The organism is Kitasatospora sp. NPDC058115 (assembly GCF_042884635.1).
Lineage (GTDB): Bacteria > Actinomycetota > Actinomycetes > Streptomycetales > Streptomycetaceae > Kitasatospora.
In genome coordinates this window covers 184,244-205,243 of sequence record NZ_JBHVTL010000005.1, presented here as the reverse complement: position 1 = coordinate 205,243, position 21,000 = coordinate 184,244, and the positions used below count along the sequence as shown (strand labels likewise).

The 21,000-nt window shown below is 75.6% G+C and carries 18 protein-coding genes; 9 read left to right on the top strand and 9 right to left on the bottom strand.

What is annotated here, in order from left to right; genetic code table 11:
• Positions 1 to 215: 215 nt before the first annotated feature.
• The gene (locus tag ACFVVL_RS07410) at positions 216 to 1,385 is read left to right on the top strand and encodes an exonuclease SbcCD subunit D (RefSeq protein WP_387672035.1); all 1,170 of its coding nucleotides are present in this window, start codon (positions 216 to 218) and stop codon (positions 1,383 to 1,385) included.
• Positions 1,382 to 4,465 (top strand): AAA family ATPase, encoded by a 3,084-nt coding sequence (locus ACFVVL_RS07405; RefSeq protein ID WP_387672032.1) that lies wholly within the window; start codon positions 1,382 to 1,384, stop codon positions 4,463 to 4,465. The genes ACFVVL_RS07410 and ACFVVL_RS07405 overlap by 4 nt, the downstream gene beginning before the upstream one ends.
• Positions 4,466 to 4,561: 96 nt before the next feature.
• Here ACFVVL_RS07405 and ACFVVL_RS07400 read toward each other — a convergent pair whose 3' ends face one another.
• Positions 4,562 to 4,825 (bottom strand): hypothetical protein, encoded by a 264-nt coding sequence (locus ACFVVL_RS07400; RefSeq protein WP_380294682.1) that lies wholly within the window; start codon positions 4,823 to 4,825, stop codon positions 4,562 to 4,564.
• A 298-nt stretch (positions 4,826 to 5,123) separates the two neighbouring features.
• Here ACFVVL_RS07400 and ACFVVL_RS07395 point away from each other — a divergent pair, with 298 nt between their 5' ends.
• Positions 5,124 to 5,645, top strand: coding sequence for a DUF1990 family protein (locus ACFVVL_RS07395; protein WP_387672029.1), 522 nt, complete (start codon positions 5,124 to 5,126; stop codon positions 5,643 to 5,645).
• 113 nt (positions 5,646 to 5,758) lie between these two features.
• Here ACFVVL_RS07395 and ACFVVL_RS07390 read toward each other — a convergent pair whose 3' ends face one another.
• Positions 5,759 to 6,208 (bottom strand): secondary thiamine-phosphate synthase enzyme YjbQ, encoded by a 450-nt coding sequence (locus ACFVVL_RS07390; RefSeq protein ID WP_380294681.1) that lies wholly within the window; start codon positions 6,206 to 6,208, stop codon positions 5,759 to 5,761.
• A 220-nt stretch (positions 6,209 to 6,428) separates the two neighbouring features.
• The gene (locus ACFVVL_RS07385) at positions 6,429 to 6,671 is read right to left on the bottom strand and encodes a hypothetical protein (protein WP_387672026.1); all 243 of its coding nucleotides are present in this window, start codon (positions 6,669 to 6,671) and stop codon (positions 6,429 to 6,431) included.
• A 699-nt stretch (positions 6,672 to 7,370) separates the two neighbouring features.
• Here ACFVVL_RS07385 and ACFVVL_RS07380 point away from each other — a divergent pair.
• The gene (locus ACFVVL_RS07380; protein WP_387672023.1) at positions 7,371 to 9,581 is read left to right on the top strand and encodes a CDP-glycerol glycerophosphotransferase family protein; all 2,211 of its coding nucleotides are present in this window, start codon (positions 7,371 to 7,373) and stop codon (positions 9,579 to 9,581) included.
• A 58-nt stretch (positions 9,582 to 9,639) separates the two neighbouring features.
• Here ACFVVL_RS07380 and ACFVVL_RS07375 read toward each other — a convergent pair whose 3' ends face one another.
• Positions 9,640 to 9,852, bottom strand: a complete 213-nt coding sequence (locus ACFVVL_RS07375) for an EF-hand domain-containing protein (protein WP_380294678.1) — start codon at positions 9,850 to 9,852, stop codon at positions 9,640 to 9,642.
• Between the two features lie 215 nt (positions 9,853 to 10,067).
• Between ACFVVL_RS07375 and ACFVVL_RS07370 the strand changes: the two genes are divergently transcribed.
• Positions 10,068 to 10,736: a lysophospholipid acyltransferase family protein gene (locus tag ACFVVL_RS07370; protein ID WP_380294677.1), complete on the top strand. Its 669-nt coding sequence runs from the start codon at positions 10,068 to 10,070 to the stop codon at positions 10,734 to 10,736.
• A gap of 52 nt (positions 10,737 to 10,788) precedes the next feature.
• On the opposite strand, the gene ACFVVL_RS07365 is transcribed toward ACFVVL_RS07370, so the two are convergent.
• Both ACFVVL_RS07365 and ACFVVL_RS07360 read right to left on the bottom strand, forming a co-directional pair.
• Positions 10,789 to 12,615: an ABC transporter ATP-binding protein gene (locus tag ACFVVL_RS07365; RefSeq protein WP_387672019.1), complete on the bottom strand. Its 1,827-nt coding sequence runs from the start codon at positions 12,613 to 12,615 to the stop codon at positions 10,789 to 10,791.
• Positions 12,616 to 12,853: 238 nt separating this feature from the next.
• A complete protein-coding gene (locus ACFVVL_RS07360; RefSeq protein WP_387672017.1) occupies positions 12,854 to 13,627 on the bottom strand; it encodes an SDR family NAD(P)-dependent oxidoreductase in 774 nt (257 codons plus the stop codon).
• A 187-nt stretch (positions 13,628 to 13,814) separates the two neighbouring features.
• Here ACFVVL_RS07360 and ACFVVL_RS07355 point away from each other — a divergent pair, with 187 nt between their 5' ends.
• From ACFVVL_RS07355 to ACFVVL_RS07340, 4 genes are all read left to right on the top strand, one after another.
• Positions 13,815 to 14,015: a hypothetical protein gene (locus ACFVVL_RS07355; protein ID WP_355365744.1), complete on the top strand. Its 201-nt coding sequence runs from the start codon at positions 13,815 to 13,817 to the stop codon at positions 14,013 to 14,015.
• Between the two features lie 94 nt (positions 14,016 to 14,109).
• Positions 14,110 to 15,030, top strand: a complete 921-nt coding sequence (locus tag ACFVVL_RS07350) for a hypothetical protein (RefSeq protein ID WP_387672013.1) — start codon at positions 14,110 to 14,112, stop codon at positions 15,028 to 15,030.
• Positions 15,027 to 16,007: a DUF6895 family protein gene (locus ACFVVL_RS07345; RefSeq protein ID WP_387672010.1), complete on the top strand. Its 981-nt coding sequence runs from the start codon at positions 15,027 to 15,029 to the stop codon at positions 16,005 to 16,007. The genes ACFVVL_RS07350 and ACFVVL_RS07345 overlap by 4 nt, the downstream gene beginning before the upstream one ends.
• A complete protein-coding gene (locus tag ACFVVL_RS07340; RefSeq protein WP_387672007.1) occupies positions 16,008 to 17,096 on the top strand; it encodes a serine hydrolase domain-containing protein in 1,089 nt (362 codons plus the stop codon).
• Between the two features lie 310 nt (positions 17,097 to 17,406).
• Here ACFVVL_RS07340 and ACFVVL_RS07335 read toward each other — a convergent pair whose 3' ends face one another.
• From ACFVVL_RS07335 to ACFVVL_RS07325, 3 genes are read right to left on the bottom strand one after another with little or no spacing between them, the layout of a single operon-like run.
• On the bottom strand, positions 17,407 to 18,300 hold the full coding sequence (locus tag ACFVVL_RS07335) for an SDR family oxidoreductase (protein ID WP_387672004.1): 894 nt from the start codon (positions 18,298 to 18,300) through the stop codon (positions 17,407 to 17,409).
• Entirely contained in the window at positions 18,297 to 19,298 is a 1,002-nt protein-coding gene (locus ACFVVL_RS07330; protein WP_387672002.1) for an alpha/beta fold hydrolase, read from the bottom strand. The genes ACFVVL_RS07335 and ACFVVL_RS07330 overlap by 4 nt, the downstream gene beginning before the upstream one ends.
• A complete protein-coding gene (locus ACFVVL_RS07325; RefSeq protein ID WP_387672000.1) occupies positions 19,295 to 20,983 on the bottom strand; it encodes a flavin-containing monooxygenase in 1,689 nt (562 codons plus the stop codon). Before ACFVVL_RS07325 ends, ACFVVL_RS07330 begins: the two co-directional genes overlap by 4 nt.
• Positions 20,984 to 21,000: the final 17 nt, after the last annotated feature.

The window sequence follows — 21,000 nt, the reverse complement described above, 5'->3', positions numbered from 1 at the left end:
CAGGCCGCCAAATCCGCACACACCCGACCCACCGCGAGCCCCAACGCGCAGCGACCGCCGGACGGCCGACGGGGACCGGGCGGAACCCACTCCCGGCCAGGCCACCGAACCCGCTCACCTTCGACCGCAAGTTCCGACCCACAGCGACCTCGGGGATCGGGCGGGATCTCCGTTCCGGGCCGGATTGTCGGTGGCTCCCGTTATGGTCGGGGACCATGCGACTGCTGCATACCTCCGACTGGCACCTGGGGCGCTCGTTCCACCGGGAGAGCCTGCACGACGCCCAGCGCGCCTTCCTGGACCACCTCGTAGCGGTGGTCCGGGACGAGGGCGTGGACGCCGTGCTGGTCGCCGGCGACGTGTACGACCGCGCGCTGCCCGGGCTGGAGGCGGTGGCGCTGTTCGACGACGTGCTGCACCGACTGGCCGACCTCGGCGTGCCGACGGTGTTCATCAGCGGCAACCACGACTCCGCCCGCCGCCTCGGCGTGGGCGCAGGGCTCATCGGCCGCGCCGGCGTCCACCTGCGGACCGACCCCGGCGAGTGCGCCGAGCCGGTGCTGCTGGCCGACGAGCACGGCCCGGTCGCCGTCTACGGCCTGCCGTACCTGGAGCCGACGCTGGTGCGCGAGCGGTTCGGGCTGGCGCGCGGCGGGCACGCGGCGGTGCTCGGCGCGGCGATGGAACAGGTCCGGGCCGACCTCGCGGCCCGGCCGGCCGGCACCCGCGCGGTGGTGCTGGCGCACGCCTTCGTCACCGGCGGCGAGCCCAGCGACAGCGAGCGCGACATCGCGGTGGGCGGGGTCGCGGCCGTCCCCGCCTCGGTCTTCGACGGCGTGCACTACGCCGCCCTCGGCCACCTGCACGGCTGCCAGACGCTCGCCCCGCACCTGCGTTACAGCGGCTCCCCGCTCGCCTACTCCTTCTCCGAGCACGAGCACCGCAAGAGCATGTGGCTGGTCGACCTCGCGGCGGACGGCGAGGTCACCGCCGAGCGGGTGTACTGCCCGGTGCCGCGCCCGCTGGCCCGGCTGCGCGGCCGCCTCGACGAGCTGCTCACCGACGAGCGGTACAGCGCCGACGAGCAGTCCTGGGTGCAGGCCACCCTCACCGACCCGAGTCGCCCGGCCGAGCCGATGGAGCGGCTGCGCCGCCGCTTCCCGCACACCCTCCAGCTGCTCTTCGAACCCGAGGAGACGACCGCCGCCGCCTCCGCGTCCTACGCCGCCCGGGTCGGCGGGCGGACGGACCTGGAGATCGCCGAGGGCTTCCTGCGGCACGTCCGCCCCGGCGCCGAGCCCGACGCGCGGGAGCTGGACTGGCTGCGCGAGGGCTTCGAGCGCGTCCGGGAGACCACCGACCGGAAGGCGGAGCTGCCCCGATGAGACTCCACCGGCTGACCGTGACCGCGTTCGGCCCGTTCGCGGGCACCGAGACGGTCGACTTCGACGCGCTGGCCGCCGGCGGGCTGTTCCTGCTGCGCGGCGCCACCGGCGCGGGCAAGAGCAGCGTGCTGGACGCGGTCTGCTACGCCCTCTACGGCGAGGTGCCCGGCACCCGGAAGGCCAACCGGCTGCGCAGCGACCACGCCGAGCCGGACCGGCTGACCAGCGTCCGGCTGGAGCTGACGCTGGGCGGGCGGCGGCTGGAGGTTACCCGCGTCCCGGAGCAGCCGCGGCCGAAGAAGGTCGGCCGGGGCATGACGACCGAGCGCGCCCAGACGCTGCTGCGCGAGTGGTCGGCGGACGGCACGGGCACCGGCGACGGCACGCCGGGCTGGCGGGCGCTCAGCAAGTCGCACCAGGAGGCCGGGGAGGAGATCCACCGGCTGATCGGCATGAGCCGGGACCAGTTCTGCCAGGTGGTGCTGCTGCCGCAGGGCGACTTCGCGCGGTTCCTGCGGGCGGACTCGGAGGAGCGCGGCAAGCTGCTGCGCCGGCTGTTCGACACCGAGCGGTTCCAGTCCGTCGAGGCCTGGCTCGCCGAGCAGCGCCGGACCCACGAGGCCGCCGTCCAGGCGGGGCGCCGCCGGCTGCGGGACCTCGCGAGCCGGGCGGAGCAGGCGGCCGGCCCGGGCGCGGAGCCGGCCGCGGGCCTGGTGCCCGGCGAGGACGAGTCCGCCCCGGCGGACAGCGACCTCACCGCGGGCGTGCTGGGCTGGGCGGCCGTGCTGCGCGGCGGCGCGGCCGAGCAGCTGACGGTGGCCGGGGCCGCGCTGGCGGGCGCGGAGGAGGCGCACCGGGCGGCGCAGCGGGGCCGGGAGGCCGCCGAGCAGCTGGCCGACCGGCAGGAGCGGTACCGGCAGGCGGTGCGGGAGGCGGACCGGCTGGCCGAGGACGGGCCCGCCCGGGAGGCGGACCGGCAGCGGCTGGCGGCGGCGCAGGCGGCGGTCGGCGTCGAGTCGGTGCTGCACCTGCGCGAGCGCGCGGCACAGGTGCACCGGCGGGCCGGGGAGGAGGAGCGCCGGCACCGCACGGTGCTGGGCGGCCTCGCCGACGGCCCGGCGGGCGGGGATCCGGCGGTCGGCGGCCGGGCCCTGGCCAACGCGCAGGCCGGGGAGCTGGTGGAGGCCGAGCAGCGGCTGCGCGCGGAGATCGTCCGGCTGGAGGGGGCCCGGGAGGACGAGCGGCAGTGCGCCGAGCTGGACGGTGCGCGGGCGGCGGTGGCCGCCGACCTGCGCCGCGCCGAGGACCTCGCCGAGGAGGCGGGCGACTGGCTGGCCGATTTCGAGCCCCGGCTGGCCACCCTCCAGGCGGAGGAGTCCGCCGCCCGGGACGCCGCGGGGCGGGTCGAGCGGCTGGACGCCCGGCGCGCGGAGCTGGCCGCCCGGCTGGCCGCCGCCCGCGAGCGGGACGGGCTGGACGTGGAGATCGACCACGCCCGTCCGCGCGCCCTCACGCTGCGCGCGGAGGCCCTCGACGCCCGGCAGTACGGCCTGGACCTCCGGGAGCGCCGGCTGGCCGGGATGGCCGCCGAGCTGGCCGCGCAGCTGAGCGCCGGGGAGCCGTGCCGGGTCTGCGGCTCGGCGGAGCACCCGGCACCCGCGCGCCCGGCCGGGGAGCCGGTCCGGGCGGAGGACGAGGAGCGCGCCCGGCGGGCCCAGAGCGCCGCCGAGCAGGCCGCCGACACGGCGGAGCAGGATCTCTCCGGCCTCCGGGTGCGCCGGGCGGCGGCCGCCGGAGCGGCCGGTGAGGAGCCCGCCGAGGCCCTTGCCGGGGCGCTCGCCGGGCTGGAGCGCGAGCACCGGGAGGCACTCCGGGCCGCGGAGGGGCTCGGAGCGGCGGGCCGGGCGATCGAGCGGCTCACCGCGGAGCAGGCGGTCCACCGGACGGCGCTGGCCGGGGCCCGGGAGCGGAGCGCCGAGCTGGCCGTCCAGGCCCGGACCCTGCACGCCGACCAGGAGAAGCTGGGCACCCGGGTGGCGGCGGCCCGGGGTGACGCGCCGTCGGTGGCGGCGCGCGCGGCCATCCTGAACCGGCTCGCCTCGGCCGTGGCGGCGCTGGCGGGCGCGGTGCGGACCGCCGACGAGGCGGCGCACCAGCTGAAGCTGGCCGACGACGAACTGGCCGGCGCCGCGGTGGCGGCCGGGTTCGCGGACGCCCAGGACGCCGCCGCCGTGCTGCTGCCCCGCCCGGAGCGCGAGCGGCTGGAACAGCGGCTGGACCGGCACCGCGCGGAGCTGGCGGCGGCCGAGCGCCGGCTCGCCGAGCCGGAGCTGGCCACCGCCGCCGCGCTGCCGCCCGCCGACCTGCCGGGCAGCCGCGCCGCGCTCGCCGCCGCCACCGACCGGCTGCGGGCCGCCCACGCGGCGCGGGACGCGGCCCGGGCGCGGTGCGAGGCGCTCGCCGGGATCGGGCGGCAGCTGGCCGAGCTGGCCCGCTCGCTCGCGCCCGAGCTGGACCGGTCCGCGCGGATCGGCCGGCTGGCGGCGCTGGCGGCCGGGACCTCGGCCGACAACCGGCTCCGGATGCGCCTGGAGTCGTACGTCCTGGCGGCGCGGCTGGAGCAGGTGGCGGCGGCGGCCAGCGACCGCCTGGTCCGGATGTCCGGCGGCCGCTACACCCTCGTCCACAGCGACGACCGGGGCACCGGCAACAAGCGCTCGGGGCTGGCGCTGCGGGTGGTGGACGCCTGGACCGGCACCGAGCGCGACACCGCGACGCTCTCCGGCGGCGAGAGCTTCTTCGCCTCGCTGGCGCTGGCGCTCGGCCTGGCCGACGTGGTCACCGACGAGGCCGGGGGGATGCCGCTGGACACCCTGTTCATCGACGAGGGCTTCGGCAGCCTCGACGAACACACCCTGGAGGAGGTGATGGACGTCCTCGACGGTCTGCGCGAGCGGGACCGCGCGGTCGGCATCGTCAGCCACGTCGCCGATCTGCGCAGCCGGATCCCGGCCCAGTTGCTGGTCCGCAAGGGGCGGCACGGCTCGACGCTGGCCCTGGCGGGGCGGGAGGACGCCTGACGCCGGCCGTGACCGGGCCGCGCGGCGCCCTCGACCGGGCGGATCCCGACCGGGCGGGCCGGGCCGTGGCCGGGCCCGCCGGCCGGAGCGGGCCCGTCAGCCGGAGCAGGCGATCCGCTGGGCCTGCTGCCAGGTGCAGACGGGGCACAGGGTGCTGCCCGGGTGGTCGGCGGGCAGTTCGGTCGGCTCGCCGCACAGCACGCAGTCCGCGCGCGGGCCGGTGAGGTCCGGGTCGGGCAGCAGGCCCGCCACGGCCTCGCCGTCGCCCGGGGCGAGGGCGCAGACCTGGTCGGTCACCGTGCTGCCGTCGTGCTCCGGGGTGCCGGGGAGGACCCTGTCGTTCACGGCTGTTTCGCTCATGGGGCCCTCTCTACTCCTCGGCCGGGCCCGGCGCAAGGCGCGCTCCGGGGCGGCCGCTACGGTGGCGGCATGCCCGACTCCCCCGACATCGAGATCGACGCCGAGATCGACACGGACGGCACCGCCACCGGCACCGACGGCACCCGCACCGACGGCACTGCCCCCGCCCCCGGCGCCCCCGGTGCGCGGCGCACCGCCAGGCCGTCGTCCGCCCTGGAGCGGCGGCTGCTCGCCGCCCGGGCCGCCGCGCCCGGCTACCGCGAGGTGGGCGCCACCCGGGGCGCCCGGCTACCGCGAGGTGGGCGCCACCCGGGGCGCCCGGCTGCCGGAGGGCTATGCGCACCTGCGGCGGCGGGTCCACCTCGGGCACGGTCCGGAGGTCCTGGAGCGCGCCGGGCGGTTCGTCCTCGGCTGGGGCTGCCAGCTGGGCACCGGCTTCGCCGTCCACCCGTACGCGCCGGCCGCGACGGGGGCGACGGTGCTGCTGCGGCTCGCCCTGCCCGGCACCCGGTGGCCCCGGCTGGTGATCCCGTGCCGGGTGGTGTGGACGGTGGAGGAGCCGGACCGGATCGGCTTCGCCTACGGGACGCTGCCGGGGCACCCGGAGTGCGGCGAGGAGTCCTTCGTGGTGTCCATGGACGCGGCGGGCGAGGTGTGGTTCGAGGTGAGCGCCTTCTCCCGCCTCGCCGCCTGGTACGCCCGGCTCGGCCGTCCGGTGGCCGCGCTCTGCCAGTACCTGGCGATCGAGCGGTACCTCAGCGCCGTCCTGCGGGCCGCGGCCGCCGGGGAGGCCCCCGGGGCGGGCGGCGCGGGGCTATAGGGGTCGTCTTCAAACCCCCGCCTGCCGGGTGACGACGGGGGTGTGAAGACGACCCCTGGCCCGACGCCGGTCCGCCCCGGGGGCGCGGTGGTCGGCCCGGCACGGTGGTCAGGTCAGCCCAGGAAGGAGAACCGGACCGTGCGGCGCGGGTTGTCGCCGTTGGTGTCGACGAGGACCACCGACTGCCAGACGCCCAGCGCGAGCCGTCCGTCGATCACCGGCAGGGTGGCGTGCGGGGCGACGAGGCCGGGGACGACGTGGTCGCGGCCGTGTCCCGGGCTGCCGTGCCGGTGCTGCCAGCGGTCGTCGGCCGGCAACAGCTCGCGCAGGGCGGCGAGCAGGTCGGCGTCACTGCCGGAGCCGGTCTCCAGGACGGCGATCCCGGCCGTGGCGTGCGGGACGAAGACGTTGAGCAGGCCGTCCCGCCCGACGGCGTGCTCGTCGAGGAACCGGGCGCAGCGGTCGGTGATGTCGAGTGCGACCTCACGGCTGCCGGTGGTGATCTCGATGGTCTCGGTCCGGAAGGACGGGGAGTGGGGGGAGGTGTGGATGTGGTCCGCCATGGCGCCATCCTCGCCCACGTCCGGGGGCGGTCCGACCAGCCTCGCCGACTCCCCGTGCCGGTGGGGCAAGTCGTCGTACCCTGAGAGGTTCAGACCAATTCCGGGAGTCGGGGACGACCCTGCCCCGGGGCATGCCGAAGACCCGACGGTCGCGTGGATCCGTCGGGTCGGTGCGGTCGGGCGCGGAGGGCGGCGGTGCGCCCCGGGGCCGGTCGGCCCCTCAGCCGCGCCCGCGCCCGCCGAACAGGCCGCGGCGCAGCCGGCGCAGCGGCGCCAGCAGCCTGACCCGGGCGTGGCGGCGCGGCGGCGCGGTCGGGGCGCCGACACCGCGCGGCGTCAGCTCCCTTATCAAGCCGAGCGCCTCGGCGGTGTCCACCGCCGGGAGTGCGGGCGCGCCGAGCACGGCCAGGTGCCGGTCGATCCGGCGGCCGGTCGTGCCGACACCGCACTGGATCGCCGGCACGCGGGGCCGGTTCCGCACTTGCATGTGTTCCATCTGATTTCCCACCCCTACGAGGCGCCAGGGCCGTGAGGCGAAGACTATCCGCGACAGACGGTCTTCGCGCAACCGTCCCGGTGTGCTGCCACCGTACCGTGCGGCGTCAACTGACACCGCACCAGGGGCCGCCCGGGCGATCACGACTAGGCATCAATGATGGTGCACGACCGGGCAATCGTCAGCGGGTTCGCCGGGGCACTTCCCCGGCGCCCGCCGGAAAGGCGCGCGCCGGGAGCGCGGAGTCACCGCACTGTCACGCCCCGCGCCCGTCCGGCGCTCGACGAGCGCCCGTCGGGCGCCCCTCGCAAGCTGCGGCGCCCGTTCGAGGTCGATACGACTATCCGTTTAGGAAGTGAACACAGACGAGGGATTGACGCGGACCCTGACTCCAAGCAGTATTCGTAGCGACCACGCGGGCGCGAGCCGCACTCACCGACGTGTTCGACTGATGAAGACTCCGGCTCCCCCGTGCCTACTGCCAGGTCGCCTCGACGCTGCGGCGGCCAGGCTCGGGCGGTGCTCGGACGGGTGGCCGGCCGTAGAGGGTCGGCCGGGCCGCCGCCAGGCTGCCGGTGCCACCCCGCACGGGGTCCGGCACCGGCGGCTCCTGCGCCGCGGACCTGCGGGTTCCGCCCTTGCGCCGCCTCGGTAGACTCGGCCAGCGTGCCAGTCCTCCTCAGCATCGTGCTCCCGGTCCACGGCGTGGAGCGCTTCCTGCCGCGCTGCCTCGACTCCCTCCTGGCGGACACCCCCGCCGGTGAGTCCCGCTTCGAGGTGATCGCGGTCGACGACCGCTCCCCCGACCGCTGCGGCGCGATCCTGGACGAGTACGCGTCCCGCGACCCGCGCCTGCGCGTCCTGCACCTCGCCGAGAACCAGGGCCTCGGCGGCGCCCGCACCGCCGCCCTCCCCGAGACCCGCGGCACCTACGTCTGGTTCGTCGACAGCGACGACTGGGTGCCCGAGGGCACGGTGACCGCCCTGCTCGACGAACTCGGCGCGGAGACGGAGCGCGCCGAACGCGGCGAGGCCCCCGCCGACGTCCTGCTCACCGACTTCACCCACGTCTACCCCGACGGCGGCACCGAGCCCAACCCGTGGCGGCACGTGCTGACCGGCTCCCCGCTGATCGAGGGCTGCACGCTGGCCGAGCACCCCGCGCTGTTCAAGACCGTGATGTCGGTCTGGAACAAGGTGTTCCGCCGGGAGTTCCTGCTCGGCCTCGGCGTCTCCTTCGGCCGCGGCTACTACGAGGACATCTCGGTCACCTACCCCGCGCTGCTCGCCGCCGAGCGACTGCGCCACCTCGACCGCCCCTGCTACTTCTACCGGCGCGGGCGGGCCGGGGCGATCACCAGCACCGCCTCCGCCAAGCACGCCGACGCCTTCGCCCAGTACGACGCGATCTTCGCCTTCCTCGACCGGCCCGACCGCCCCGGCCGGCCCGTCCCGGAGGCGCTGCGCACGCTGGTCTTCGAGCGGACGGTGCAGCAGGCGCTCACCGTCTACGACACCCCGGGGCTGGTCCCGGTGGCGCTGCGCCCCGAGTTCTTCCGCCGGATCGCCGGGCACTTCGCCCGGCACCGCCCGGCCGGCTACCGCTTCCCCGGGGGCGTGCGCGGGGTGCAGTACCGGCTCGCGGCGCGCGGCGCCCGGCGCGCGTACGCGGAGCTGCGCCGCACCGGGCGGCTGCCGCGCGAACTCAAGCGCGGAGCGCGGGCGGTGGCGCCGGCCCTGAAGAAGGGCGTGCGCAGCAGCGCCCGGTTCACCGCCTACAACGCCTTCCGGCGGATGCCGCTGGACCCCGGCCTGGCGGTGTACGCCGCGTACTGGCACCGCGGCTACGCGTGCAGCCCGGCCGCGATCTACGAGAAGGCCAAGGAGCTGGCGCCCGGGATCCGCGGCGTCTGGGTGGTGGAGAACCGCACGCAGGCGGCGACGCTGCCGGAGGGCGTGCCGTACGTCATCGTCAACACCCCGGCGTACCTGAAGACGATGGCCACGGCCAAGTACTTCGTGAACAACGTCAACTTCCCGCGCACCATGGTCAAGCGGCCGGGCACGGTGCACGTCCAGACGCAGCACGGCACGCCGCTCAAGGCGATGGGCATGGACCTCAGGGACCACCCGGTGGCCGCCGACGGGATGGACTTCGACCGGCTCCAGGAGGCCGTCGACCGCTGGGACTTCCTGGTCTCCTCCAACCCGCACACCAGCGAGCACTTCGCCCGCGCCTTCCCCGGCCGCTACGAGATGCTGGACACCGGCTACCCGCGCAACGACCGGCTCGCCAACGCGACGCCGGCCGGGACGGCGGCGATGCGCGAGCGGTTCGGGCTGGCGCCCGGCAGCACCGCCGTGCTGTACGCGCCCACCCACCGGGAGGCGCGCGGCGGTTACGTGCCGCTGCTGGACGTGCGGGAGCTGGCGCGGCGGCTGGGACCGGACTTCACCCTGCTGGTGCGCACCCACTACTTCCACACCGGCGGCACCGGCGACCTGACGGAGCAGCAGGGCGCGGCGCGGATCCTGGACGTGTCGGCGCACCCCACCGTGGAGGACCTCTACCTGGCGGCGGACGTGCTGGTCACGGACTACTCGTCGATGATGTTCGACTACGCCGTGCTGGACCGGCCGGTGGTGATCTTCGCGCCGGACTGGGAGGAGTACAAGCGGGACCGGGGCGTCTACTTCGACCTGTTCGAGCAGCCGCCGGGCGCGGTGACGACGGATCTCCAGGGGCTGGCGGCGGCGCTGCTGGCCGGGGACCCGGAGCCGGCCGCGCGGGCGGAGTTCCGCAAGCGGTTCTGCCCGTGGGACGACGGCGGGGCGGCGGAGCGGGTGGTCCGCCGGGTGTTCCCGACCACCGGCTGAGGCGGCCGGAGGCGAGGAGGGGGCCCGGGGATGTTCCCCGGGCCCCGTCCGACCCGCGTCAGCCCTGGCGCGCGGCCAGGAACTCGTCGAAGGTCAGCTCGCCGTCGTGGTTGGTGTCCATCGTCTTGATGACGGCCTCGGCCACGGCGATCGAGGTGGTCAGGTCGCCGAGCTCACGCGCGACCAGCGCGTACTCGGTGGCGGTGATCCGGCCGTCGCCGTTCACGTCGTACTTGTCGAACGCCGCGCGGATGTCCTCGACGTCTGCCATGGGCCCTCCCAGGGATGATCAACTGCTGATGTGCATTTCCGACGGCCGTACCCTACCCGGCCGTGGTGAGCGCCACGGCCGCCGGGAGTGGACGGCGTCCGGGGTGGGTGTCGTAGTCTGCGGTTCTGTTCCCGGCCCGGCCGGGCCGACCGAACGCCGCTCGTCGTAACCCCAGGCCCGGGCACCTCTCGGGCATGCTCGTCCAGGGAGGGACCATGCTCGATCTCGTCACCAGGCTGGTACTGAAACCGCTCGCCCGGGGGCTCTGGCGACCCGCCATCGAGGGCATGGAGAACGTGCCGCGCAAGGGCGGCGTGATCCTGGCCAGCAATCACCTCTCCTTCATCGACAGCGTGGTGATCCCGCTCACCGCGCCGCGCCGGGTGCACTTCCTGGCCAAGGCCGAGTACTTCACCGGCACCGGGCTCAAGGGCGCGCTGTCCCGCGGCTTCTTCCAGGGGATCGGCGCGGTGCCGGTCGAGCGCGGCACCTACCGCTCCGCGCAGGCCTCGCTGGAGCGGGCGCTGGAGATCCTGGAGGACGGCAAGGCGTTCGGCATCTACCCGGAGGGCACCCGCTCGCTGGACGGCCGGCTCTACCGCGGCAAGACCGGCGTGGCCTGGCTGGCCCTGACGGCCGGCGTCCCGGTGGTGCCGGTGGCCCTGGAGGGCCCGGAGGGGATCCTGCCGGTCGGCAAGCGGCTGCCGAGGCTGAAGAAGGTGACGGTCCGTTTCGGCGAGCCGCTGCACTTCGACGACCTGCACGGCCAGGCCCGGTCGCTCAAGGCCCGCCGCCAGGTCACCGACGAGGTGATGGCGGCGATCCAGCAGCTCTCCGGCCAGGAGGTCGTGGGGACGTACAACGAGGTCCCCAAGGCCGCCTGACCCGGCCGCCTGACCCGGCACCGGCCGCCGGGGCCCGGCGGCCCCGCGGCCGTCAGGGCGCGACGGCCACGGCGGCCGCCGCTGCCGGGGCCTCCCGGCGCAGCAGCGCGGCGTAGCGGCCGTCCGCCGCCAGCAGTTCCTCGTGGGTGCCGAGTTCGGCGACCTCGCCGCGGTCCAGGACGGCGATCTGGTCCGCCGCGCGCACGGTGGAGAGCCGGTGCGCGATGGTGATGGTGGTGCGGCCCGCCGCGAGGGTGTCGATGGCCTCCTGGACGGCGCGTTCGGTGCTGTTGTCCAGCGCGCTGGTGGCCTCGTCGAGGATCAGCACCGGCGGGTTGCGCAGGATGGTGCGGGCGAGCGCGAGGCGCTGCTTCTCCCCTCCCGAGAAGCGGTAGCCGCGCTCCCCGACCAGGGTGTCGTAGCCGTCCGGCAGGGCGGCGACGGTGTCGTGGATCCGCGCGGCCCGGGCGGCGGCGACGAGTTCCTCGTCGGTGGCGTCCGGCTTGGCGAAGCGCAGGTTGTCGGCGACCGAGGCGTGGAAGAGGTAGGTCTCCTGGGAGACCACGCCCGCCGCGCGGGCGAGGGTGTCGAAGGACAGCTCGCGCACGTCGACCCCGTCGAGGGTGACCCGGCCGCCGGTGACGTCGTAGAGCCGGGGTACCAGGTAGCTGAGCGTGGTCTTCCCCGAGCCGGTCTCGCCGACCACCGCGAGCGAACCGCCGGCCGGGATCCGCAGGTCCACCCCGGCCAGGGTGGGCCGCTCCTGCTGCGGGTCGTAGCGGAAGTCGACGCCCTCGAAGCGGACCTCGCCGCGCACGGCGTCCAGGGTGACGGCGCGTGCGGGCTCGTCGATCTCCACGGTCAGGTCGAGGTACTCGAAGATCCGCTGGAACAGCGCCAGCGAGGTCTGCACCTGGACGCCGGTGGCGAGCAGGCTGACGGTCGGGCGGAACAGGCCCTGCTGCAGCGAGACGAAGGCGACCAGGGTGCCGATCGAGACGATCGGGGCGCCGCCGGCCGCGGTCATGCCGGCCGCCCAGTAGATCACCGCGGGCATCGCGGCCATCACGATCTGGATGGTGTTCATCCGCCAGCGCCCGGCCATCGAGGAGCGCACCTCCAGCTCGGCCAGCCGCTCGGACTGGGCGGTGAACTCGCGCGAGAGCGAGCCGGAGCGGCCCATGGTGCGGCCGAGCAGGATGCCGCTGACCGAGAGCGACTCCTGCACCGCCGCGCTCATCGCGGCGAGCTGCTTCTGCCGCTCACCGGTGATCTTCTTGCGCTCGTTGCCGACCCGGCGGCTGATCCACACGAACACCGGCAGGAGCAGCAGCGAGACCACGGTCAGCCGCCAGTCCAGCGCCGCCATGGCGACCACCGAGGCGGTCACGGCGGTGAAGTTGGAGACCAGCGAGGTGGCGGTGGAGGTCACGGTGGACTGCATGCCGCCGATGTCGTTGGCGATCCGGGACTGCACCTCGCCGGTGCGGGTGCGGGTGAAGAACGCCAGCGACATCCGCTGGAGGTGGCCGTAGACGGCGGTGCGCAGGTCGTGCATGACCCGCTGGCCGACGGTGGTGGAGATCAGCGTCTGCAGCACGCTGAAGATGCTGTTGACCACGGCGGTGCCGACCATGCCGAGCACCAGGACGGTCAGCAGTCCGGTGCGGCCCTGCGGGATGGCGGTGTCGAGGACGGCGCGCAGCAGGAACGGCGTGGTCACCGAGACCACGGCGGAGGCGGCGACCAGCAGGCCGACGACGGCGAGCCGGCCCGAGTAGGGGCGGAAGAGCGCGAGGATGCGGCGCCACTGGGTCGGCGGGCGCGGGTCGTCCTCGGCGCGGGCGGGCGGGGTCCACTGAATGCCTTCGGGGCGCACGGGCGGGCAGCCTCCCTCGGACGGCCGGGCGGGCGCGGCGCCCGGGGGCGCGCGCCGGCGGCGGGTGGGCGGTCGGGCGATCGCCAGCATAACGAGAGAGGCTCATAGTTAGCAAAGCTAATAGTGAGATGCCCTCTGCGATGCCGTTCGGACACCCTCCGCCCCGACCGGGCCCGTCCGCCCGTGCCCGCGGCCCTTCGCCCCCGCCCACCCCGTCCGGCCGGGGCCGGGGCCCGGCTCAGGTGGTGCGGTAGGTGCGGGCCGCCTTGGAGGAGAGCCCGCCGAGCTTCCCGGACGGCAGCACCCGGGCGAGCGCCACCGCCAGCTTGTAGCGCTTGCTCGGCACCGAGACGGAACGGCCCCGGGCCAGGTCGCGCATCGCCTCGTCGACCACGCGCTCCGCGGACAGCCACCCCCAGGCCGGGATGTTGCCGGTGCCCATGCCGGCCCGCTGGTGGAACTCGGTGCGGGTGAAGCCCGGGCAGAGCGCCATCAGCCGCACCCCGGTGCCGCCGAGGTCGCGCATCACGCCCTGGGTGAAGCTCACCACCCACGCCTTGCTGGCCCCGTAGGTGCCGCGCGGCAGGAACGCCGCCACCGAGGCCACGTTGACGACCGCGCCGCGACCGCGTTCGCGCATCCCCGGCAGGGCGGCCGTGGTCAGCCGCAGCACCGCCTCGACGTGCACCTTCAGCATGTCCAGCTCGTCCTGCAGCGGCACGGTGGAGAACGCGCCCCGGTTGCCGAAGCCGGCGTTGTTCACCAGGAGGTCCACCGGGCGGTCGGCGTCGGACAGCCGGGCCTCGACGTCCGCGATCCCCCGGTCGGTGGCGAGGTCCGCGCCGAGCACTTCCACCTCCACCCCGAACCCGTCCCGCAATTCCGCGGCGGAACGTTCCAGCCGCTCGCCGTCCCGGGCCACCAGGACGAGCCCGTAGCCGTTCCGCGCGAGCCGGCGCGCGAACGCGGCTCCGATGCCGGCGGTCGCGCCGGTGATCAAGGCAGTGGTCATGCAGCGACCGTACCTACTCCCGGGTATCCGCGACAGCCCGGCGCTTCCGGTGCGCCGCACCGCGGTGCCCCTCCGTGACCGCGGTGACGGAGCGTACAGGGGTGGCGCCGGTCGGTTCGTGCTCGTATCGTCGATCGAGGGGGCATCGCCGGACCAGGCGGTGGAACTTCGATGAGGAGGCACTCAGATGCTTGCTCAGACCACCCGTACCACGCGGGCTCCGCTCGCCACCCAGGCCGAGATCGACACCCTCGGTACGTTGATCACGGAGGACGAGGCGGCCGTCAGCGACGCGCCCACGTACCAGCCCGAAGCCGCAGGCCTGCTCCTGCTGCTCGGACTCCTCCTGCTCTCTCCGCAGAAGCAGCCCAAGGAGAAGACCCGGTAGACCCCTGGACCCGGTCGACCCGGTCGCACACCGGCCGGGCCGCCGGCCGGTCCCGGAGGTCCTGAGCACGCTCCAGACAGGAGAATCCCACTCCATGCCGTTCGCCGACACCACACTCCGCGACGAGTACGCGGCGGCCGTCGAGCGAGTGGCGGGCCGGGTCCTCGACGCCCTCCGCGGCGCCGGGGACCCGGCCGCGCCCACCCGCCGGTCCGCCCCGGGCGCCGCCGGGCCCGCCCACGCGGCGCCCGAGGGCCCCCTCCCCGCCGAAGGCCCGCTGTCCCGAGCAGAGTCGGCCGCGGTGCGGGTCCTGGGGCCCGACCTCTTCGCCGCCCAGTTGCTCGCCGGGCTGCCCCTGGACGGCCCGACCGCCGACGCCGCGGCCGAGGCCCTCGAAACCTTCCCGATGGGCGGGGCCTCCCCCGCGCCCGGCAGCGCCGCCGCGGCGGGCCCGGACGCGACGGGCGCCGCGCTCGCCAACGCCTGGCGGGACCGGACCACCGCGCAGCTCGTCGCGCTGGCGGGCCGCCCCGGCCCGGTCCCGGGCCCCGATCCGCTCCGCCCCCCGGAACCGACGCCGGGCGACTGGCCGCGGTGGTCCGTGGACATGGCCCGGCTCTCCGCCCTCGCCCTGCCCCGCCTCGACGGCCCCGTGCACGAACTCGCCCGCCGCCACTCGCTGACGCTGGCCCGCGGCGTCGTGCGCTCCATGCTCCGCCGCGACTACCGCACCGCCGCCCGGCTCGCCCGCTGGCTGGCCTGGACCGAGGCGGACGGCGCGGCGGCGCACCTGGACCTCGGCCCCGTCCTGGACCGGATCCGCGCGGTCGGCGACGGCAGCACCCGCATGTGGCTCGAACTCGCCATCACCGAAGCCCTGGCGGGCCCCGGCACCACCGCCTCCACGGCCTCCCCCACCGCGGCCTCGACGCCGTCCGCCGGGGCGCCCGGCCGGACCGCCGGACCGCCGGACCACGGACCAGACGGCGACTCCCCGGACGGAGCAGCGGCATGACGGACAGTCAGATCATCGGCGTCGCCCAGCAGGTCGGATCGAGATCGCTGCGCTGGCTGCACTCCTTCTACGCCAACGGCCTCGGCGGCTTCCAGGAGGACGTCACCACCGACCTCGCCAACCCCAACGAGATCTACAAGCCGCTCGGCGAAGTCGCCCTGGCCACCGGCCTGCTGCTGCGCGAGGGGGTCGCCGGCGCCGACGACACGCGGATCGCCCGCCAGATCATCGACCTCGCCTGGGCCGAACTGCGCGAGGGGGACCTGCTCTACGACCGGCAGCTGCGCTACCCGCTGATGACCGACCCGCTGGAGGTCTACGTCCACTTCGCGCGGGCCGGCTTCCGCCACCGGGCCCTGGAGGAGCAGCTGGCGACGCTGAACCGGCTGCACTCCGTGCGGGCCGCCGAACAGCTCCCCAGCCGCCGCCTGGCCTCGGCCAACGCCCGGCGCGTGATCGGCCTGGACCAGCTGGAGGACTGGGACGAACTGGCCGCCGCCACCTGGCTGGGCGCCACGCCCGAGCCGTGGATCATCGACTGGCTCACCGCCTACTACGTCACCCACTCCGTCTTCCACCTCACCGACTGGGGCGCCCGCCCCGAGTGCCTGCCCGCGCACATCCGCGGGTACCTGCGGGACTGGCTGCCGGCCTGGCTCGACGTGTGGCAGGAGGTCGGCCACTGGGACCTCGTGGGCGAGTTGCTCATCGTCGCGGCCTGCATCGGCGAGCTCGACCAGGGCACGACGGGCTGGGCCGCACTGGCCTCCGCCCAACTGCCCGACGGGCTCCTGCCGAAGGACGCCAACACGGCGACGGAGGGGGACCCGGCCCAACTGCTCACCGACCACGGGCACACCGCCGTGGTGGCCGTGGTCGCCGCCACCACCACCCTGGCCCGCGCGCTCGGCGGCACCACCGGGGCGGCCGCGGGCGTACCGGCGGCGGTGGCGCCCGGCACGCCGCCGGAGAACTAGGTGATCACCCTCGAAGAACCCGCGCGGTTGGACGACGGGCCCTGGGGGGAAAGGGAGTTGGCCGGCCTGGTCCGCGCCGCCGGACCGGGCGCCAGCGCCGTCACGCTCGCCGTGGCGCGGGGCGAACGGCAGGCGGTGCGGTGCTCCGGGCGGGTCGACCACACCTCCGGCGAGCCCTGCACACCCGACACCGTCTTCGAACTCGGCTCCATCAGCAAGACGTTCACCGCCCTGCTGCTCGCCGAACTCGCCGCACGCGGCGACGTCGCCCTCGACGACCCGGTGGAACGCCACCTGCCGGCCGGCTGGCAGCCCCCCGAGGTCCGGCGCGGCGGGCCGATCCGGCTGCTCCACCTGGCCACCCACACCTCCGGGCTGCCGAGGCTGCCGCCGGGACTGGTGGCCAGCGCCGTCGCCGCCTGGAACAGCAACCCGTACGCCGCCTACGGCGATCGGCAGCTGCGGGCGGGGCTCGCCCGGACCACCGTGCGCCACCGGCCCGGGGAGCGGTTCGGCTACTCCAACTTCGGGGTCGGGCTGCTCGGCCGGCTGCTCACCGAAGCGGGCGGCGGCGCCGGCTACCCGGAGCTGCTCGCCGAGCGGGTCTGCCGACCCCTCGGGTTGCGGGCCACCACCTGCGCGCCCGACCCGCCCCACCGGGCGATCGGCCACCGGCACGGACGTCCGCTGCCACCGTGGCGCATCCCCGGCCTGCCGGGGGCGGGCGCCGTCCGGGCCGGCGGCGGCGACCTGCTGCGGTACCTGCGGGCCCATCTGCGGCCGGACGGGGCCCCCGCCGGGGACGCGCTGCGCGACGCCCTGCGGGAGGTGCAGCGGCCGCGGCTGAGGCTGCCGCGCTCGGGCGACCAGCTCGGCCTGGTCTGGAACCACCGGCGCACCGAGGACGGCCGCGACCTGCTCTTCCACTCCGGCGGCACGCGCGGCTGCACGGCGCTCATCGCATTCTGCCCGCAGACCGCCACCGCCGTGGCCGCCCTCTGCAACGCCGGCCCGAGCCGGTGGGAGAACTTCGCGCAGGCGGCCTACGACGTCTTCAAGGAGTTCGCCCGGGAGGCGGACGACGGCTGAGGACGCAGCGGCCAGCGGGGTCGCGACACCCGCCGGCCGCTGGCCATCAGCGCCGCCCCGAACGGGCAGCCACGTCAGAGGCAGACCACACGAAGCCGGCTCGCGACGATCAGCGACGCGAAACGGACCACACCCCGAAAGCCGACCACGGCGGGAAGCCGTCCGAGGAGCCGGACGACGGCTGAGGACGCAGCAGCCGGCCGCAACCCGTCAACGCCGCCCGGAGCGGACAGCCTTGTCAACCATTCCCCCCAAGGCGACCGGGAGTCGCCCCGGGAGACCGCCGGCGGATTGCGGCATCCGCCACCCGTCAGGGCCGCCCCGAACGGGCAGCCGTGTCGGCGGCTCCCCCGGCGCCGACCGCGCGGAGGCGGGTGGTGGCGGTGGCGGCGAGTTGCGGTGCGAGGCGGGCCACGTCCCGGGAACCGACCACGGCGATCAGCGACGGCAGGACCCAGCGGACCGGCTGCATGCCGCGCAGCCACGCCTGGGCGTAGACGTGGGCGGAGCGCCGGGCGATCCCGGCGACCAGGCGGTCGACGGCCGGTTCCAGCGGGTACGTCTTGTTCGCCGGCCAGGGCAGCCGGGAGCGCATCTGCTTGAGCACCGCGTCCTCGTCGGCCCCGCGCACCATGTCGGTGTCGGTCCAGCTCAGGTAGCCCACGCCGACCTTGACGCCCTCGTGGGCGACCTCGGCGCGGATCGCGTGGGCGAACGCCTCGACCCCGGACTTGCTCGCGCAGTAGGCGCTCATCAGCGGCGCCGGGGTGAGCGCGGCCAGCGAGGCGATCTGCAGCAGGTAGCCGCGGCTCTCGGCGAGGACCGGGAGGAACGCCCGGGCGGTCGCCACGCTGCCCAGCAGGTTGACCTCGATCACCCGGCTGAACGCCCCGTGGTCGTTCTGCAGCAGCGGGCCGCCGATCGCGATGCCCGCGTTGGCGACGACGGTGTCGACCCGGCCGTAGTGCTCCTTGATCCGCCCGGCGAGCGCGGTGAGCGCCTCGACGTCGGTGACGTCGGCCTCCCAGGCGGTGGCGTCCGGGCCGCACTGGGCGGCCACGGCCTTGAGTTCCTCCGGTTCCAGGCCGAGGAGCGCGACCTTGGCGCCGCGGCGGGCGAGGGCGCGGGCCAGCGAGGCGCCGACGCCGCGCGCGGCTCCGGTGACGACGACGACCTGGGCGGAGAGCGGCGGGGTGGCGGTCATGCGACGGCGGTCCTCTCGGGGTCGGTGCCGGTCGTGGCGTCCGTGCCGGTCGGGGCATCGGTGGCGGACGGGGCGTCGGCGGCGAGGCCGCCCGGGAGGTGGGCGGTCGCCATCCGGTCGATCTCGGCGGCGACCTCGGCCGGCCGCTCGATCGGCGCCATGTGGCCGACCCCCGGCAGCAGGAGCAGCCCCTGCGGATCGGCCAGCGCCGCGACGATCCGGTGCGCGTGCACCGGCGGGGTGAGCCGGTCCTCGGCGCCGACCACCACGGAGGTCGGCACGGCGAGCCGGGCCAGCCCGGCGCGGACGTCCAGCCGGCCCAGCACCCGGGCCCAGTTGGCCCGCACGGCGGTCGGGCAGGCGTGCACCATCCGGACCGCCACCTCGGTGCGGGCGGCGGTGGCGCTCGTCCCCATGATCGCGTAGCCGAGTCCGGCCCGGGTGAGCGGATTGACCGGCCCCAGCGGCAGCCGGGAGCGCATGAGCTCCCGGTGCAGGAGGAACCGCACGCCGGAGGGCACCGCCCGCGGCACCACGTTCAACTCCCGGACCAGGTCGAACGGTCCGGTGGAGACCAGGACCGCCGCCGCCGTGCGCTCGGCGACCTCGGCCCGGGCGGCGCCCGCCATGATGGTCATCCCGCCCATGCTGTGGCCGGCCAGCACGGCCCGCTCCCCCGGCGGAACGACCCGGGTGAGCACCGCCGCGAGGTCCTCGCCCAGCGCCCGGGTGGAGTAGCGCACACGGCTCGGCGGGACCTCGCTGCGTCCGTGGCCGCGCTGGTCGTAGGCCACCACCCGGTAGCGGTCCGCGAGCTGGTGGATCACCGGCGCCCAGAAGGCGGTGGAACAGGTCCAGCCGTGCGCGAGCACGACCGTCGGGGCACCGGGCTGCCCGTGCACCTCGACGTGCAGCCTGGTCCCGTCGGCCGACAGCACGGCCAACTCCTCGGCGGGAACGGGCGGCAGACAGTCGGCGGGGATCGACGAGCGGCTCATACCAGGACCTCCCCGGTCTCGGCGGTGGTCGCCGGAAGGCCCGGTCGGCCCTCCTGACGAAGGATCAGTTCGTATTCGCCGAGGTCGACCTTACGGGTGGCCCGGCGGAAGGAGGTGGTCGATCCCGGCCAGAGCACGGTGTTCTTGCCGCTCCTGTCCAGGTACCAGCTGCGGCAGCCGCCGTTGGTCCAGACGGTGCGGTCCATCCGGTGCTGGAGTTCGAGGTTCCAGCGGCGCTGCGCCCGGGCGGTGGGCTGCATGGCGCTCGCGCCGATCTCGTCCAGCGTGGTCAACGCGTCGATCATGTAGTTGAGCTGGGACTCGATCATCAGGATCATCGAGCTGTTGCCGAGGCCGGTGTTGGGGCCGATGACGAAGAAGAAGTTCGGGAAGCCGTGCACGGTGGAGCCGCGCAGCGCCTCCATGCCCTCCTTCCACTCCTCGGCGAAGCTGGTGCCGTTGACGCCGAACACCCTGGAGCCCATGGGCATGTCGGTGACGTGGAAGCCGGTGCCGAAGACGATCGCGTCCGCCTCGTGCTCGCTGCCGTCGGCGCCGACCAGCGTCGAGCCGCGCACCTCGCGCAGACCGCCGGGCACCACCTCCGTGTTGGCGGCGGCGAGCGCCGGGTAGTAGGTGTTGCTGAGCAGGATGCGCTTGCAGCCGATCCGGTAGTCGGGCGTGAGCCGGGCGCGCAGGGCCGGGTCGGCGACGCCCTCCGCGAGGTGCCGCTCGGCGAGCCGCTGGACCGCCCTGAGCAGGCCGGGCCGCCGCACGAAGGCGTCCACCTGGAGCTCGCGCAGCGCGAACAGGGCGCCGCGGCGGATCTTGGCGGTGAGCGGGAACCGGCCGTGCAGCCACTTCTCCAGTTCGGTGACCGCCCGGTCACGGCGCGGCAGGACCCAGGCGGGGGTGCGCTGGAAGACCGTCAGCCTCCCCACCGTCGGCTGGATGGCCGGAATGATCTGGGCCGCGGAGGCGCCGGTGCCGACCATCGCGACCCGCTTGCCCGTGAGGTCGAAGTCGTGGTCCCAGCGGGAGGAGTGGAACACCTTGCCGGGGAAGGTGTCCAGGCCGGGCAGGTCGGGGATCTGCGGGTCGGCGAGCGGGCCGGCGGCGGAGACGACGGCGTCGGCGGTCCAGCGGCCGGCGGTGGTGGTGATCCGCCAGTGGGTCCGCGCGACGTCCCAGCGGGCCTCGGTGACCTCGGTGCCGAGCCGCAGGTGGGGGCGGAGGCCGAAGACGTCGGTGACCTTCTCCAGGTAGGCGCGGATGTCCGGCTGGCCGGAGAAGCTGCGCGGCCAGTCCGGGTTGGGGGCGAAGGAGAAGGAGTAGAGGTGCGAGGGGACGTCGCAGGCGCAGCCGGGGTAGCTGTTGTCGCGCCAGGTGCCGCCGACCGAGTCGGCGCGCTCCAGGATGACGAAGTCGGTGATGCCGGCGCGGCGCAGCCGGACGCCCGCGCCGAGGCCGCCGAAGCCGGAGCCGATGACGGCGACCCGCACGTGCGGGACGGGCTGCTCCTCGGCGGGCTCCGCCCCGCCGGTCCGCCCGCCCGTGGACGCGGCCGGGTCGGGGGCGGTCGCGGCGGCGGGGGTGTCGGCAGGGCCGGCGGGGGTGTCGGCGACGGCGGTGTCGGCGTCCGCGTCGGACGCGCGGGGGCGGGGGCGCTTGCTGCTGGATGCCATGCGGCGTCCTCCTGGAG

Coding starts and splice junctions, on each gene's coding strand:
- ACFVVL_RS07410 (WP_387672035.1), top strand. CDS start 216: ATGCGACTGCTGCATACCTCCGACTGGCACCTGGGGCGCTCGTTCCAC.
- ACFVVL_RS07405 (WP_387672032.1), top strand. CDS start 1,382: ATGAGACTCCACCGGCTGACCGTGACCGCGTTCGGCCCGTTCGCGGGC.
- ACFVVL_RS07400 (WP_380294682.1), bottom strand. CDS start 4,825: ATGAGCGAAACAGCCGTGAACGACAGGGTCCTCCCCGGCACCCCGGAG.
- ACFVVL_RS07390 (WP_380294681.1), bottom strand. CDS start 6,208: ATGGCGGACCACATCCACACCTCCCCCCACTCCCCGTCCTTCCGGACC.
- ACFVVL_RS07375 (WP_380294678.1), bottom strand. CDS start 9,852: ATGGCAGACGTCGAGGACATCCGCGCGGCGTTCGACAAGTACGACGTG.
- ACFVVL_RS07370 (WP_380294677.1), top strand. CDS start 10,068: ATGCTCGATCTCGTCACCAGGCTGGTACTGAAACCGCTCGCCCGGGGG.
- ACFVVL_RS07360 (WP_387672017.1), bottom strand. CDS start 13,627: ATGACCACTGCCTTGATCACCGGCGCGACCGCCGGCATCGGAGCCGCG.
- ACFVVL_RS07355 (WP_355365744.1), top strand. CDS start 13,815: ATGCTTGCTCAGACCACCCGTACCACGCGGGCTCCGCTCGCCACCCAG.
- ACFVVL_RS07350 (WP_387672013.1), top strand. CDS start 14,110: ATGCCGTTCGCCGACACCACACTCCGCGACGAGTACGCGGCGGCCGTC.
- ACFVVL_RS07345 (WP_387672010.1), top strand. CDS start 15,027: ATGACGGACAGTCAGATCATCGGCGTCGCCCAGCAGGTCGGATCGAGA.
- ACFVVL_RS07335 (WP_387672004.1), bottom strand. CDS start 18,300: ATGACCGCCACCCCGCCGCTCTCCGCCCAGGTCGTCGTCGTCACCGGA.
- ACFVVL_RS07330 (WP_387672002.1), bottom strand. CDS start 19,298: ATGAGCCGCTCGTCGATCCCCGCCGACTGTCTGCCGCCCGTTCCCGCC.
- ACFVVL_RS07325 (WP_387672000.1), bottom strand. CDS start 20,983: ATGGCATCCAGCAGCAAGCGCCCCCGCCCCCGCGCGTCCGACGCGGAC.